Origin of the sequence: Apilactobacillus apinorum, assembly GCF_001281175.1 — a bacterium.
In the GTDB taxonomy this organism is placed as follows: domain Bacteria; phylum Bacillota; class Bacilli; order Lactobacillales; family Lactobacillaceae; genus Apilactobacillus; species Apilactobacillus apinorum.
Genome location: NZ_KQ440395.1, coordinates 88022 through 103107 on the forward strand (window position 1 = coordinate 88022; position 15086 = coordinate 103107).

At 30.0% G+C, this 15086-nt stretch carries 13 protein-coding genes and 1 CRISPR repeat array; of the genes, 12 read left to right on the top strand and 1 reads right to left on the bottom strand.

Translation table 11 applies throughout. The features are described from left to right. The first annotated feature begins 29 nt into the window (after positions 1–29). The 7 genes from RZ74_RS00390 (at position 30) to RZ74_RS00420 (ending at position 4947) form a co-directional block, all read left to right on the top strand. Positions 30–335 carry a hypothetical protein gene (locus RZ74_RS00390; protein ID WP_053949489.1) on the top strand — a complete coding sequence of 102 codons (306 nt, stop codon included), beginning with the start codon at positions 30–32 and terminating at the stop codon, positions 333–335. A gap of 27 nt (positions 336–362) precedes the next feature. Beyond that, on the top strand, positions 363–683 hold the full coding sequence (locus RZ74_RS00395; protein ID WP_053949490.1) for a hypothetical protein: 321 nt from the start codon (positions 363–365) through the stop codon (positions 681–683). Positions 684–751: 68 nt separating this feature from the next. Beyond that, a complete protein-coding gene (locus RZ74_RS00400) occupies positions 752–1483 on the top strand; it encodes a lipase chaperone (protein ID WP_053949491.1) in 732 nt (243 codons plus the stop codon). 594 nt (positions 1484–2077) lie between these two features. Next, positions 2078–2359 carry a hypothetical protein gene (locus RZ74_RS00405; RefSeq protein ID WP_053949492.1) on the top strand — a complete coding sequence of 94 codons (282 nt, stop codon included), beginning with the start codon at positions 2078–2080 and terminating at the stop codon, positions 2357–2359. A gap of 134 nt (positions 2360–2493) precedes the next feature. After that, positions 2494–2760, top strand: a complete 267-nt coding sequence (locus RZ74_RS00410) for a hypothetical protein (protein ID WP_053949493.1) — start codon at positions 2494–2496, stop codon at positions 2758–2760. Positions 2761–2823: 63 nt separating this feature from the next. Next, a complete protein-coding gene (locus tag RZ74_RS00415) occupies positions 2824–3180 on the top strand; it encodes a hypothetical protein (RefSeq protein WP_053949494.1) in 357 nt (118 codons plus the stop codon). 54 nt (positions 3181–3234) lie between these two features. Next, the gene (locus RZ74_RS00420; protein ID WP_053949495.1) at positions 3235–4947 is read left to right on the top strand and encodes a DUF262 domain-containing protein; all 1713 of its coding nucleotides are present in this window, start codon (positions 3235–3237) and stop codon (positions 4945–4947) included. Positions 4948–4986: 39 nt separating this feature from the next. On the opposite strand, the gene RZ74_RS00425 is transcribed toward RZ74_RS00420, so the two are convergent. Further along, a complete protein-coding gene (locus tag RZ74_RS00425) occupies positions 4987–5292 on the bottom strand; it encodes a MazG-like family protein (RefSeq protein WP_053949496.1) in 306 nt (101 codons plus the stop codon). Between the two features lie 32 nt (positions 5293–5324). Between RZ74_RS00425 and RZ74_RS00430 the strand changes: the two genes are divergently transcribed. The 5 genes from RZ74_RS00430 (at position 5325) to csn2 (ending at position 13410) form a co-directional block, all read left to right on the top strand. Next, positions 5325–7097 (top strand): DUF2075 domain-containing protein, encoded by a 1773-nt coding sequence (locus tag RZ74_RS00430; protein WP_053949497.1) that lies wholly within the window; start codon positions 5325–5327, stop codon positions 7095–7097. Positions 7098–7315: 218 nt separating this feature from the next. Then, positions 7316–11509 carry a type II CRISPR RNA-guided endonuclease Cas9 gene (gene cas9, locus RZ74_RS00435; RefSeq protein ID WP_053949498.1) on the top strand — a complete coding sequence of 1398 codons (4194 nt, stop codon included), beginning with the start codon at positions 7316–7318 and terminating at the stop codon, positions 11507–11509. A 47-nt stretch (positions 11510–11556) separates the two neighbouring features. Beyond that, positions 11557–12462 (top strand): type II CRISPR-associated endonuclease Cas1, encoded by a 906-nt coding sequence (gene cas1, locus RZ74_RS00440; protein ID WP_053949499.1) that lies wholly within the window; start codon positions 11557–11559, stop codon positions 12460–12462. Beyond that, entirely contained in the window at positions 12440–12745 is a 306-nt protein-coding gene (gene cas2 / locus RZ74_RS00445) for a CRISPR-associated endonuclease Cas2 (protein ID WP_148562059.1), read from the top strand. The genes cas1 and cas2 overlap by 23 nt, the downstream gene beginning before the upstream one ends. Next, a complete protein-coding gene (csn2, locus tag RZ74_RS00450; RefSeq protein WP_053949501.1) occupies positions 12742–13410 on the top strand; it encodes a type II-A CRISPR-associated protein Csn2 in 669 nt (222 codons plus the stop codon). The genes cas2 and csn2 overlap by 4 nt, the downstream gene beginning before the upstream one ends. Before the next feature lie 26 nt (positions 13411–13436). Then, a CRISPR array of direct repeats spans positions 13437–15056; the repeat unit is 36 nt; unit sequence GTTTTAGAAGTATGTTGAATCAATGAGGTTTAGTAC. Positions 15057–15086: the final 30 nt, after the last annotated feature.

Genomic DNA, 15086 nt, shown 5'->3' on the forward strand with positions numbered 1-15086 from the left:
AATTTTAGAATTAGGGATAGTGATTTAGTTTGAAAGAAAAGAAGAGCATATGGTGGAGTTTATTCTGGATCGGGCTAGTGCTGGGATTCTTTATCTATGGAGCGATTTATACCTTTTACACACATGACAAGCAATTATTACATGTTTCATTGATATGGTTTTTATTATTCACCATTGCAGTATTAATATTAGGTGCTGTGGTATTAACGGTTTTTTATCGGATTATTTCTAAATATCAAGAAAATAAGTATTTTAATTATTTATTATATTTTGTAGTTTATGAACTATCAATTACTGCGGGTGGATACATTTTTAAAATGATATTTGATAGATAAAACAATTAATAGGAGCATGAAGGATTTATGAAGAACAAAAAGGCCTCAATAATTATTCAAATGATCAGAAGTGGCTTTCGTAATGGCTTGGTAATGACTATTTTGGGAAATTTTACGCAACACTTATGGTTTCCAACAGTCGGGAATCACTTTTTTATTTTGGTGTTTGCGGCGATTGCCATTTCCGTTTCAGCAATTATTTTTTACGAAGATAATAAAAGATTTTATCCATTAAGTGACATGGAATTATTATTTAATTTATTCATTTTCATTATCTTTTTCTTTGTCGGAGTCGGACTATCCAACATCTTTTTGGAGTGTTTAATCGGTTTAATTACAAATTTATAATGTGAAAATGAGATAAACATATTATAATATTAGTATCGATTAATTTTAATGGAACGGAGTGGCTGATAATGAGATTAGGTTGTTCAGGAACGATAATATTGGTTTTAATTATTTTAGGTTTAATGGCAAATGTGACATTAACGATTACTTTAGCAATCATTATTGCGTTAACCGTGATTTTATATGTAGTATTTAGTAATATGTTTAAGGAACGCGCTAATCGGATAAAGGCAGCTAATAATATCGATGAAAGTATGTCGAAAGAGACTTCATTTCAATTTAACAGTATGGTATACCATCCAATCACTTCACCTACTGATGATGTTCCCAACCGTGAAATGGTATTAAGAACCGATCAAATTGGCTACATTAGGAGTAAGGAATTATCCAATCGTGAAAAAGAAATGAAAGCTTCTGGTTATTCTATGGAAAATATTCGCGTAGCACGTATCAATATGGTGCAATCTTACAATGCCCAGTATAAGTTATACGATCGCTATTATGAGGTATTAAACCTAGAAGCAGATATTACGACGGTACCTAACCGTGAAATGACAGTATTGTTAAAACAAATGGTAATGAGTTTTTATCACCAAGAGTTCGGCTTGGATTTATCCATTCAATCGCATACTTTTGATGAAAAGATGATTAAGAAATTCGTCGCAATTTGTCCAGAAGTTAATATGTCGATTAACTTCTTTGATAATGTTAATATCACCAATGCTGAGTTCTTGAACCAAAGAATAGACAAAGGGTGTTTAAATGCCTTTAAAAACATTATGATTGGTTATAATCTATAATGATAACTGCATATAAAAAGCTAGGTCGATTATCGACCTAGCTTTTTTTGACCATATCTTTATTTATAAAATAGATTATTAATGATGATTACTAATAAATCAATTGTGAGAACTGATATAATAGCTAAGCCGAACGCGTAAACGGGGATTTTTGTATCATCACCAAAGACACTCATGGATTTAATTTCGTTATTAAATAGATTACTAAAAGGGGCATATGACAATTTGATATCGTTTCTTAAATGATGCATAATTAATCGACAGTTGTGGCAATGAATTTGATTAAATAATATATTTCCGCAAATTGGGCATCTGTAGTGAATAATAAATCCCTCCTGAATACTTACTTTAGAGTTATTGTAACAGGTGTTTGATGAGATTTGAATTTGGTGAAATCTAGTCGTATGAACTTTTTATCCGATTTTTAGCGTTTTTTTAAGTAAATGGATAATTATTTAGACACTTTGTTAATCGCAAAAACATTAAAAAATTTAGATAGTGCAGATAATCACAAATAATTATATTAATGTTATTATTTTGTGTTAATATAAAATTGTAATGAAAGATAATATTGGTAATTAGGAAGTGATGTAGTTGAATTTACACGATTTTGTGAAAGAAAATTACGAAAACGGTAATTATGATTTTGCCAAGGAAAATTATCAAAATTTTCATGATGAAACGTTGAAAAAAGAGACGGATGATTTTACTATGGGCTATAACCAGGCGATGCAAGATTATCAAAGTAAGCATCGTTTTAAACATTATCCATACAAGCTAACCGCATTACTCAATCGTATGTTGGGTAATAAGCTAAGTGAAATTGTAAATTTTACGGATGGTTATCAATCCGCTAAAAAACAGATTAAACGATAAACCAATACTGATTAGTGATGCTTCTTATTCGTTAATGGTATTAATTGATGGTAAAAAAATGATTTAAAAGAAGAATGCTCTGTACTAGTTATTTGATATCCATGATTGTGATAATGATAAGAAGGTGTGGACATATGGAATCTAGTGATGATGAAAATGTAAAATACATGATGAAACTGATTATCGATAGTTATTTGTATGACGATTTGAAGGGTTTGTCTTCGATGGAACAGCAGAACATGGAAGATTTATTGTATGATCTTATTCGGGACGCAGTGGATGCCAGGTATCGAGATAAGCTAGCTGATATAGCGATGCAAAAAGTTAGAGAAAAAAAAGAAAATGAAGTAAGAGAACGTCGAAGATCGTTTAAAGTATTAATAAATAAAGAAAAGGAATAGCTCATTAGAGCTATTCTTTTTTTATGTGTAAATTCGATCTATAATTATTCAAGAGGTGATTAGATGGAAAATATTACTGAAGTGGGATGTAAATCTTATCAAGAGGATTTACGAACATATGATGACAAAGATTATCAAATAAAATATGCTGATTATGATTGGAAATTATCTTTTTTAGTTTATCAGATGATGATTTTTGAATTGACTGATTATCATCTATTAGAACAACCAGAAAAGGACTACTTGTGTTTTGGTAAAACCTGTAACAATGAAGTAATAGCTTTAGTCGAGTGGTTTAAAAGAAATCATCAACTTTATTTATTAACAAAATCAGAATATAGCATTTTTGATGGTCATAAAGGTAAGATACATTTTTTTGGTGAATTTTTTTATGGGATAAAAAATAAACAAGAAGTATAATTATAACTATGATAAAATGATTAAAACGAATAATTTTATAAGGAGTGGTTTATGATGTCTGAAATTACGGAAAAAATTGAATCTAAAATTAAGACGATTAACGAATTATTTAAAAATAATAAGTTTAAGGTACCATTTTATCAAAGAGACTATGCTTGGAAAAAAGATGAGATAGATGATTTATGGAATGATTTAATGGATGTCTTTGAAGGATATCAGGATAGTCATTTTTTTGGTCAAATAGTTACATATAATGGTGAAGATGTTCAGGATCTAATTGATGGACAACAAAGATTAACCACATCAGTAATTTTAATGGCAACTATACATAAAATATGCGGTGAATTATTATCAAATGCTTTAAATGAAGATCCTAAGTTTAGATTGAATTATGTTCGTAAACAAATAAAGGACGCGCTTAAATGGGAAGAAGAAGAACCGGCATTGAGATTGCAAAAAGTTTCTAGTAATAATGATGCTATTCATGAGTATTTTGTGGGAATATTTAACGGATATACTGAGTTAAATGAAAATAATAAGAATATTGAACCCGTTAAGAACATAAAGTCAGCTTTTGATGGTTTTTATTCTAGAATCAATGGAGTTTTAAACGATTATAATACAATAAATGATCGAATTACGGCTTTAGAGAAGTGTTTCACTTCATTTGCAGATAATTTCTTTGTTTCTGTTATTTCAACCAAGAATGCAGACGATGCTTTTGTTATTTTTGAAACTTTAAATAGTCGTGGTAAGGATCTAGAGCCAGCAGAAATTATTAAAACTCACTTGATGTCACAAATTGCTAAAGAGCCTGATAAAGTTAAAACAGAATTTAGTGATAAATGGAATGAAATATCTGAAAAGTTTGGCAAAAATAGTGAAAAGCTTACTAAATTTATTAGAATTTATTGGGCCGCTAGTCATCGATTAGTTTCCTCTAAACAATTATATAGATCCATTAGTATGGAAATTAAGAGTTCGAATGATACTAAATCGTTTCTGAATGATATTGACAGAGTTGTTGATTACTATATTGCAGTTGATAATAGCAATAAAGGCGGAACTAAATATAAGGAATATATTAACGATCCAGATTTGTTTAATATATTAAGCCTATTAAGAAAGCTTCAAGTCACACTTCATTACCCAGTTTTATTCTCAATGTTGTTAAATAAAATGAGTGATGAAGATATGAAAAAAGTGTTATTCAAAGTTTTATGCATTTTTATTAGACGTAGAACCATTTGTATGTACGGAACAAATACGTTAGAAACTGGATATGCAAGTATTGCTGAAGATATTTGGAATCAAAAGATTGTTACACCAACTGAAATAAATGAAGAGATTAACAGTAGCTTGAATAGAAATGATGTCGAAGTAGAATCTAGCTTTACAGCATTAAGCAAAGAAAGTGCTAATGGTGCTAAGTCTTGGACTCTTAAGTACTTATTATTTAAGTTATATCAACAATCCGGGGACTTTATTGATATGCGATTTGATCAAGTTGATATGAACAAGTTTGCTCTATACCATATCGGTAATGAAGATGACACTAATGATGCATATTTCAACTATGTTTCTAACTATATGTTAATTGAAGGCAGTATTTCGCCACTTAAAGATGGTGCATCAGTAGCATTATTAAAATCATCGTTAAGAACCAATCAAAAATTAGGTGAATTTATATCCGACAATGGTTGGAATGATGAATTTATTAGAGAAAGACAAAATGATTTTGCAAAGGAAGCAGTTCAAATTTGGTAAAAAAGGAATAATAAGTTAAATTAACTTATTATTCCTTTTTTATTTGAAATTCCATTTTCTATCTGTATTAATGTTTATTTTTTCTTGTATAATGTCATTAGGATTAACATTTAACTTTTCGCACATATAGTAACAGTAAATTAAAACATCAGCAACTTCTAACTTTAGTTCTTGTTTGTTTTTTTCAGAAAGCTGACTGTCATCTGTTTTCCACAAAAAAACTTTTTCTACTTCTGATGCTTCAATGCCCATGGCTCTTGAAAGAGAAATTAATGAATGAAAGTCTTTCCAGTTATGACTGTCTCTAAAATTAATTAATTCACTGATTATATCATTATATTCCATGAAAATAGCTCCTTTGAAAGTGAGGTCTAGTAATGTCTGAAAATAAATTAACGGATTTACCAGTTATTAAAGATTATATCTATAATACTGACACAAAGAATCAAATATTGAAATATGATAGAGAAAATAAATTAATTACCCGTTATCCAACCGTGTACATAGTTATTGATAAAATCAGGAAAAATAAGTTTAAAGCCTATGTCGGTGAAACTAATAATATCATACGTAGAACTGAAGAACATTTAAAGAGCGAGGCAGAGTACAGAACGGATTGGTTAGAATTAAATAAATCTAACGATGCCAAGCTAATTGTTATTGCGCATAAAGAATTTAATAAATCGCTGACATTAGATATTGAAAACCAATTGATGCAGTATTTAGTAAGTGATGATGCAATTGTTGAATTGAATAATCGCAGGTCTAATGATCAGGATTTATATTATACAAGAGAACATTTTCAAGATATATTTAAATCTATATGGCAGGGATTGTTTGAAAAATATAGTGAAATATTTCCTCAAATAGATGACATTACTAATTCAGCTATTTTCAAGGCATCACCATTTCACAAGTTAACTGATGAACAATTGGATGCTAGAGATAAAATTATTGATAATATTCAGCGAATTAAAAAGAATCATAAAGATGATAATTTAATTATTGTTCAAGGATCTGCTGGTACTGGCAAAACAGTATTACTTAGTTCGCTTTTTGCTGAATTGAATAAGGTAAATAAGCAAGAAGCATATATGTTGGTTAATCATGAAGAACAGTTAAAGATTTATAAGAATATCTCATCTAAGATTGGATTAAAAAGTTCATTTGGTGATGATATCGTTAATAAACCCACTAAATTTTTAAATCAACACCCAGTTAAAAATGCTTTAATAGATGCTAATCAAAAAGTTGACATAGTATTAGTGGATGAGGCGCATTTATTATTGACGCAAGGATATATGGCTTATAAAGGAAAAGGACAACTTGAAGATATTAAGAAAGTTGCAGAAGTTGTAGTTGCTGTTTTAGATCCAATGCAGGTTTTAAAAGGAAATGGGTATATTGAAGACGATTATTTTAACAATTTAATTCATAAGTCGTTAGAAGATGATAATTTCATCGAGTTAACTCAGCAAAACAGAATGATGGCCAGTGCTGATACGATTAACTGGATTGAAGATATTGTTCAGAAGGGAGTAATTGGCGACATTCCTAATGATGATTCTTATAGCTTGAAAATTTTTGATAATGTCAATGAAATGTATGATGAAGTAAAAAAACATGATGATAGTATTGAAAGCTTAACCAAAGGATTGTCGAGACTAGTTGCAACTTATGACTGGGAATATAAGTCTGGTAAGCTAAGAGAGTATACTAACTCAAGAGGAGAAAAGGTAAAAGATTTTTGGCGAGTAAAAATTGGGGATGACTTTAGTCTTCCTTGGAATCGACAAATCAAACCAGAACATAAATATAAAGATTTATCATGGGCAGAGCAACGTCAAACCATTAATGAGGTTGGATCTACTTTTACAATTCAAGGATTTGATTTGAATTACTGTGGAGTCATTATCGGACCTTCTGTTAAATTTAGAAATGGTAAAATTATTTATGATAGTAGTTGCAGTTTTGACACACAGGTTAAAAATAAGAGAACTTTGGTCAATAAGAAGAAAGTAGATATTTCTTCAGAATTAATTAGAAATCAACTAAATGTTTTGCTTAAACGGGGAGTACACGGATTATTTATCTATGCAGTTGATGAAGAATTAAGAAATGAGTTGCTATCTAAATATAATCAAAAATAAAAGGACATCCTCAATGGATGTCCTTTTCTATGTATGCTCCGATAGCGGAGTCAAAAAATTAAACTTAATGTTTGATTTTAACTTAGTATGTTGAATCAATAAGGTTTAATAGTTGAGAGCTACTCAACAAATAATATTATATAACAATAATTTTTTTCTTGCAAGCTTTGTAATAAAAAAATATAATATACGTAATGTATGAATAGGAGGATAGTTATATGAAAGATTATAATATCGGATTAGATATTGGTACTTCGTCAATCGGTTTTGCAGCCATCGATGACGACAATAATCTAATTAGAGTAAAAGGAAAGAACGTTATTGGATCTCGTTTGTTTGCGGAAGGTAAGACTGCAGCTGAAAGACGTGGCTTTAGAACGGCGCGAAGAAGATATAACCGTAGAAAATGGAGACTAAAGTTATTAGATGAAATTTTTTATGAAGAAATTATACATATAGATCCAGAATTCTTTAATCGGTTAAAACAATCATCGATTTCTCCTAAGGATGAAAGTAAAAAATATTTTGGATCATTATTATTTCCTGATAAAACGGATAGTGCATATTATCATGATGGTAATCAAACAATCTATCATTTAAGAAATAGATTAGTTCATCAAAAAGAAAAAGCTGATATTAGAGAAATCTATTTAGCTTTAAGACATATTGTGAAATATCGCGGAAATTTCTTAGATAGTACACCGGTATCATCATTTGAAGCTGATAATTTAAAATTAGATGAATTGGTTCCAGTTATTAACGATATGTATGAAAATATCGATATTGATTTTAGTATTAACGTGGATAATATTTCTGAAATTGAAAAGGTTCTATTGGATAACCATTTAAAGTCTGCTGATAAACAGGATCGATTAAAAGAATTATTATACGACAATCCTGAATATCCAGATGATAAAGTTAAACAAAAGGAAATTAGTAAGTTCAGAAAAGACTTAGATAAAGAAATTATTAAAGTTATTGTGGGATATAAATTTAATGCATATAAAATTGTTAATTATATACCTGACGATGGTAGCAAGTTTTCTTTTAGTTTTTCTGATGAGTCCAGTGACGATAAATTGGATGACTTATCCGAAGTATTAGATGATAGCCAAATGGAAATCTTGAACACATTAAAAGTAATCTATTCTAGAGTTAGATTAAATCAAATCATTCCTAATGGGATGGGATTATCAGAATCAATGGTCGCTAAATATAATCGTCATCATGAACAATTGGAAGATTTAAAAGAATTATTAGATGTTTTGCCAAATGATGAAAAACGCTCTATTGAATATGCCTATACTGCTTATATTGGGAATGTAGATAAGCAAAAATATAATAATAACCTTGTTGCATCATTAAAGGATTTACCAATAAAAGGGGATATCAATAAAAAAATTCAGGCCGTCTTTGAGTATGCTAAGGGACATATTTCTAGTCAAGATTTGTATGATGTGATTAAAACAATCATTATTGATAAGTATTTAGAAGATGAATCATTTGAATATCATGATCTGGTAGAACGAATTAGTAATGATATAGATAATAAAGATTATTTATTAAAGCAAAGAAGTAGTCAAAATGGTAATATCCCTCACCAAGTACATCAAATGGAAATGGATAAAATTATTGCCAATCAATCCCAATATTATCCATTTTTAGGGGTTTTAAATCCTAACGAATCCAGACGACATATAGCTAAATATAAAATTAGTGAATTAGTATCTTTCAGAGTTCCATATTATGTTGGTCCGTTAATTACTCCTGAAGAACAGGAAAAAACTTCTGGTAAACACTTCGCATGGATGAAGAGAAAAGAAGCAGGTAAAATTACTCCATGGAACTTTGAAGAAAAAGTTGATAAAGAAGCCACTGCAGCTAAATTTATTAAGCGTTTAACTGTTAAAGATACCTATTTATTAAATGAGGATGTATTACCTGACAATAGTTTGTTATATCAACAATTTAAAGTATTAAATGAATTGAATATCGTAAAAGTCAATAATAAACGATTAACCTTATCTGAAAAGCAAGGCGTTTATAATGATTTATTTAAAAACACTAAATCAATTACAGTAAAACGACTAAAAAACTATTTGATTAGTAATTATAAGCATTTGGAAAATATTGAGATCACAGGACTTTCTGATGGTGATAAATTTAATAATTCATTAGGCACTTATAATGATTTTAAGAAAATCTTTGGTGCTAGAATTGACGATGTAAATTATTCTGCTGATTTTGAAAATATTATTGAATGGTCAACAGTTTTTGAAGATCGTTCAATCTTAAAAGAAAAATTAGAAAAAGATATTGATTGGATAACTCCTGAAGAAATTAAAGCGGTTGTTGCGAAACGATACAGTGGTTGGGGTCGACTATCTGCCAAATTACTAACCGAGTTATTAGATGATGATGGTCAAAGAATTATTGACATTCTTTGGAATGATTCAATTACATTCATGGAAGCAGTCAGCAAGCCTGAAATTAAAGCGCAAATTCAAAATATCAATCGTGACTTTATAAAAGCAACTGATATTGAAACGGTATTAGACGAAGCCTATACGTCACCTCAAAATAAAAAAGCGATTCGAGAAGTTTATAAGTTAGTTAAGGATATTCAAAAAGCGATGGGTGGCAAAGCGCCATCTAGTATCTCGATTGAATTTACTAGAAGTCCTGAAGACAATGGTTCAGTTACTAAGACTCGATATAATAACATGCAGAATAAATATAAGGAATTGGGTAAAGAGTTGTCAGATGACTTATCTGCTCAACTTAAGGAATATAAAGGTAGAATGGATCAAGATAAGTTTTATCTTTACTTTATGCAGATGGGGAAAGACCTTTATGACGGTTCCACGATTAATTTAGATGATTTGAATAGTTATCAAATTGATCATATTGTTCCCCAGTCGTTCTATAAAGATGACTCGATAGATAATCGAGTATTAACACATTACACTAATAACCAAAAGAAGGGCAACCACACGCCTTTAAATGGTTTAAATATTGATGCTCAAACTCAGAATTTATGGAAACATCTAAATAAATTAGGGTTAATTAGTAAAAAGAAGTTACAAAATCTATGTTTCAAGGATATTAACCAACTAAGTAAGTACACCAAGCATGGATTTGTTAGAAGACAATTAGTAGAAACTAGTCAAGTTATCAAGTTAGTAGCAAATATTCTATCTGACGAGTTTGCTAATGACGGTACCAAGATAATTGAAGTGAAGGCAAAGATGAATTCACTTATGCGTGACACATTTAATTTATATAAGGTTCGTCAGCTCAATGATTATCACCATGCAGTAGATGCATACTTGACTACCTTTGTGGGTAAATATTTATATAAACGTTATCCTAAATTAAGAAGCATGTTTGTTTATGGTGATTTTAAGAAGTTCTCAGCAGAAGATGACTTAAAAGATATTAAAACTTTTAACTTTTTACACGATATTACCAATCCTAAAGAATCTAATAAAGAAAAAATTTACGATGAAAAATCTGGCGAATTAATTCTAGATAGAAAACATGCGATTGAAACAATTAAGAAGATTTATCAATATAAATTTATGTTGATTGTCAGAGAAGTTTCTACCAAGAGTGGCCAATTATTTAAGCAAACCATTTATTCTGCTAAAAAAACAAATGGGTTAAAATCTGCCATTCCTGTTAAAAGCAATTTGGAACCAAGTATATATGGATATAGATCTGGTAATGTTGACCATCATATGGTTATTGTTAAAATAAAAAAAGGGACTAAATATTCATTTAAGGTTATTGGAATTTCTGCAAGGGCAATACAAGAACTGGAAATCGCTAAAAAGATTGGGAATTACCGAGATAAGCTTTATGAAGTAGTGAGCGATAGGTTATCACAGTCTATGAAATCTGTGGAATCATTTAGAATAATTTTAGATAACATTATGTATGGACAATTAATTGTTGATGGTAATGACAAGTTTACTTTGGGAAGTGCAGACTATAGGAAAAATTCTAGACAGCTTGTCTTATGTACTAATAGTTTAAAAATACTCAAAGATGAAGATTACATGAATAGATTGTCCGATATTCAAAGATCGAAATTAATGGTACAAGTTTATGATGAAATAATTAAAATAATGAAAAATAAATATTCATTGTTTATTTCAAATACAGAAAAATTACTAGAAAAAAGGGATATATTTTGTGGCTTGAGTTTTGATGAACAAAAAATAGTTATCTGGAAGATTATTATAGATTTACACAATGGTCCATTTACAAAAATACAAGAATTGGGAATAAATAATAAAATGGGGACCTTTCAAACTAAACACGGAATAATTTTGACTGAGAATGCAATTGTTATTTATCAATCCCCATCAGGATTATTTGAAAGAAAAGTTAGATTAAAAGATTTATAAAATTAAAAGACGATTATTATCGTCTTTTTTTGTAAGGAGGTTCGTTTATGGGATGGCGGAGCGTAATTATTTCTCAACATGCCAAGCTCTCTTATTCTAGCAATTGCATGGTCGTGCAAAATTTTGAGGGCTTACATCAGATTCCGATTAATGATATTCATTTGTTATTGATATGTACCACACAGGCGGTAATCACTTGCGAGTTAATTAATCATTTAAATAAGGTAAATGCAAAAATAATTTTTTCAGATGAACATGGAAACCCTAGTAGTGAGGTCTTTAATAATTATCCTAGTAATCGAGATATTGATGTGATTGATAATCAAGTAAGATGGGATACTGTAAGAAAGGAAATATTATGGACCAAAGTGGTTACTAGAAAAATACTTAACCAAATTGCAGTGTTGAAGTATAAACATATACATGAATTTGAAGAACTGGAAACAGAACTAGACAAAATGGAAATAGGAGACTCTAGTAATAGGGAAGCAGTGGTAGCTAGAAAATATTTTCGTTTATTATTTGATGCTAAGTTTAGTAGAAAGAAAGACATTGCACTTAACGCAGCACTAAATTATGGTTACTCAATATTATTGTCTAATTTCAATCGAGAGATTGTTAGCAGTGGGCATCTTACTTATTTTGGTATTCATCACCATAGTTTAGAGAATGCATTTAACTTAAGTTCAGACTTGATGGAACCATTTAGACCCATCGTTGACTATTGGATATCGTTTAAGAAATTCGAATCATTAACTCCTGATATTAAGTTTGGATTAGTTCAATTGCTGAATTTGGAGATTATGTATAACGATAAACGAATGATTGTTAAAAATGCGATTACTAAATATGTTAGTGATTGTTTGGATTATTTAAATAATGGAACTAAAAAAGAATTGAAGGTGGAGATAATTAATGAGGTACCGAATAATGCGCTTAATGATAATGTTTGATTTACCTACAGATACCGCTGAAGATCGTCGGAATTATCGAAAATTTAGAAAAAGTCTAATTAATGAGGGATTTTTAATGATTCAATATTCTGTATATTGTCGAGTTTGCGTGACTAAGCAATCTGCTGAATTCTTAGAAAAGAAAATATCGGTGATAGCTCCTAAGAAGGGGTTAATACAAAGCTTTATGATGACAGAGAAGCAATATGCAGATATGCACTTTATAACAGGTAAAAAAGTAGATGATATTAGAAATACATCGGATCGGACCATTATATTATGATTATTTCTTATGAGAATCATGATGCAATTAATGATTTTAATAGTGGCTTGATTATAATGGCGACTTCTAATCATACTGTCTTACTGGAATTAATAAATGGATTTAGAGAGCGGAATAATCTTATTAGAATTTTTGACGATAAATATGAAGAGTTAGATTTAAAAAAATATGTGGATTTTTATGGAGATTTAATCAATTTTAGTGGTCTGTCTTCTAAAAATATTACGGCAATTATCAACAAAATAATTGCAGGTTTGGGAAATGATGATATTAATAATCTACAGCACCATAATATTGAAATAAGAAAAGCGATTCAGACCCGTTTGTTTATGATTGATGTTCCATTGTCGGTTGATTTTAATGTGTCAATTTTAGAAATTTTCAAAAATGCAAAAATTCATTTAGAAGACGACATAATTGATAATCCATATGATATAATTAATTTATTAATAAGGTTAAAAATCGAGATTGATGATAAATCTATGATAGTGGTCAGTAATTTAGCTAATTACTTAGATGATAATCAGTTGGCTGATATACATTCATTATGTATAGAAACCGGTTTATCAATTCTTGATATTGAATACGAAAATGTTTCTATTAATAGATCTAGTACGTGTCGTTATTATTTTATCGATAATGACTTTGTTGATTGGCAATACTAATATTAAAATTTGATGATAAAACATCAGTTTTAGAAGTATGTTGAATCAATGAGGTTTAGTACAACAAATTGCTAGTGCTAACGGCTTTATTAGTTTTAGAAGTATGTTGAATCAATGAGGTTTAGTACTAGGTAAAGACGTGAAGAAAAAGTTCAAAAGTTTTAGAAGTATGTTGAATCAATGAGGTTTAGTACTCTAGGAGCTAAAAATAATGACTACGTTCGGTTTTAGAAGTATGTTGAATCAATGAGGTTTAGTACACAGACGGCAACTGTAATTGTCCGGATAGGGTTTTAGAAGTATGTTGAATCAATGAGGTTTAGTACTACTGCTTTGATCAAAATTAAAATTAGTTAGTTTTAGAAGTATGTTGAATCAATGAGGTTTAGTACTAGCGGTAAAATATGTATAGTGGAATAATTGTTTTAGAAGTATGTTGAATCAATGAGGTTTAGTACTAATAATTTGTTTTTAAGCGGCGAAATCGTGTTTTAGAAGTATGTTGAATCAATGAGGTTTAGTACTTCACCGAATAGGATTGTGTTCCACTGATTGTTTTAGAAGTATGTTGAATCAATGAGGTTTAGTACAAAAAGATGAATGTATCTTTATCAGACATCGTTTTAGAAGTATGTTGAATCAATGAGGTTTAGTACGGGTCTGCGTAATTTTGCGCAACCCCATTTGTTTTAGAAGTATGTTGAATCAATGAGGTTTAGTACCTGACATGAAAGATACCATCACTAAGCTGGGTTTTAGAAGTATGTTGAATCAATGAGGTTTAGTACATCCATTTTGTGCAATGCCTTGTTTTGCTCGTTTTAGAAGTATGTTGAATCAATGAGGTTTAGTACGAATGACTTGTCTTCTGCATCATATGATAAGTTTTAGAAGTATGTTGAATCAATGAGGTTTAGTACCTCACCGAACTACAACATACAAATTCAAATGTTTTAGAAGTATGTTGAATCAATGAGGTTTAGTACTAACGGAAAGAATAACAGCCGGAAACTACAGTTTTAGAAGTATGTTGAATCAATGAGGTTTAGTACTGACACCGTCGTTGGCTAGTCCTTCAGTCAGTTTTAGAAGTATGTTGAATCAATGAGGTTTAGTACTTTTGACGTTCAATTTCAGCTTTTTGGTCTGTTTTAGAAGTATGTTGAATCAATGAGGTTTAGTACTAGTTTAATTTTAAAATTGTCGATTTCTTCGTTTTAGAAGTATGTTGAATCAATGAGGTTTAGTACTTTAACTCTTTATAGGCCTTGACTGTGTTGGTTTTAGAAGTATGTTGAATCAATGAGGTTTAGTACGGACGAACCAGCTTGGACTCTCGGGTCGTCGTTTTAGAAGTATGTTGAATCAATGAGGTTTAGTACGTTGTTGACCGGTTAACTTACCAGATTGTAGTTTTAGAAGTATGTTGAATCAATGAGGTTTAGTACATGCTGTAAACGGTCTATTTAAGACGATTGGTTTTAGAAGTATGTTGAATCAATGAGGTTTAGTACTTTACTAGGTAGCAATGAACCGGTTGAAGAGTTTTAGAAGTATGTTGAATCAATGAGGTTTAGTACCTGTTCTTTGCGTTGTTATATTCAGTGTTAGTTTTAGAAGTATGTTGAATCAATGAGGTTTAGTACCATTGCTATAGTAATTGCTATCTGTCAGCT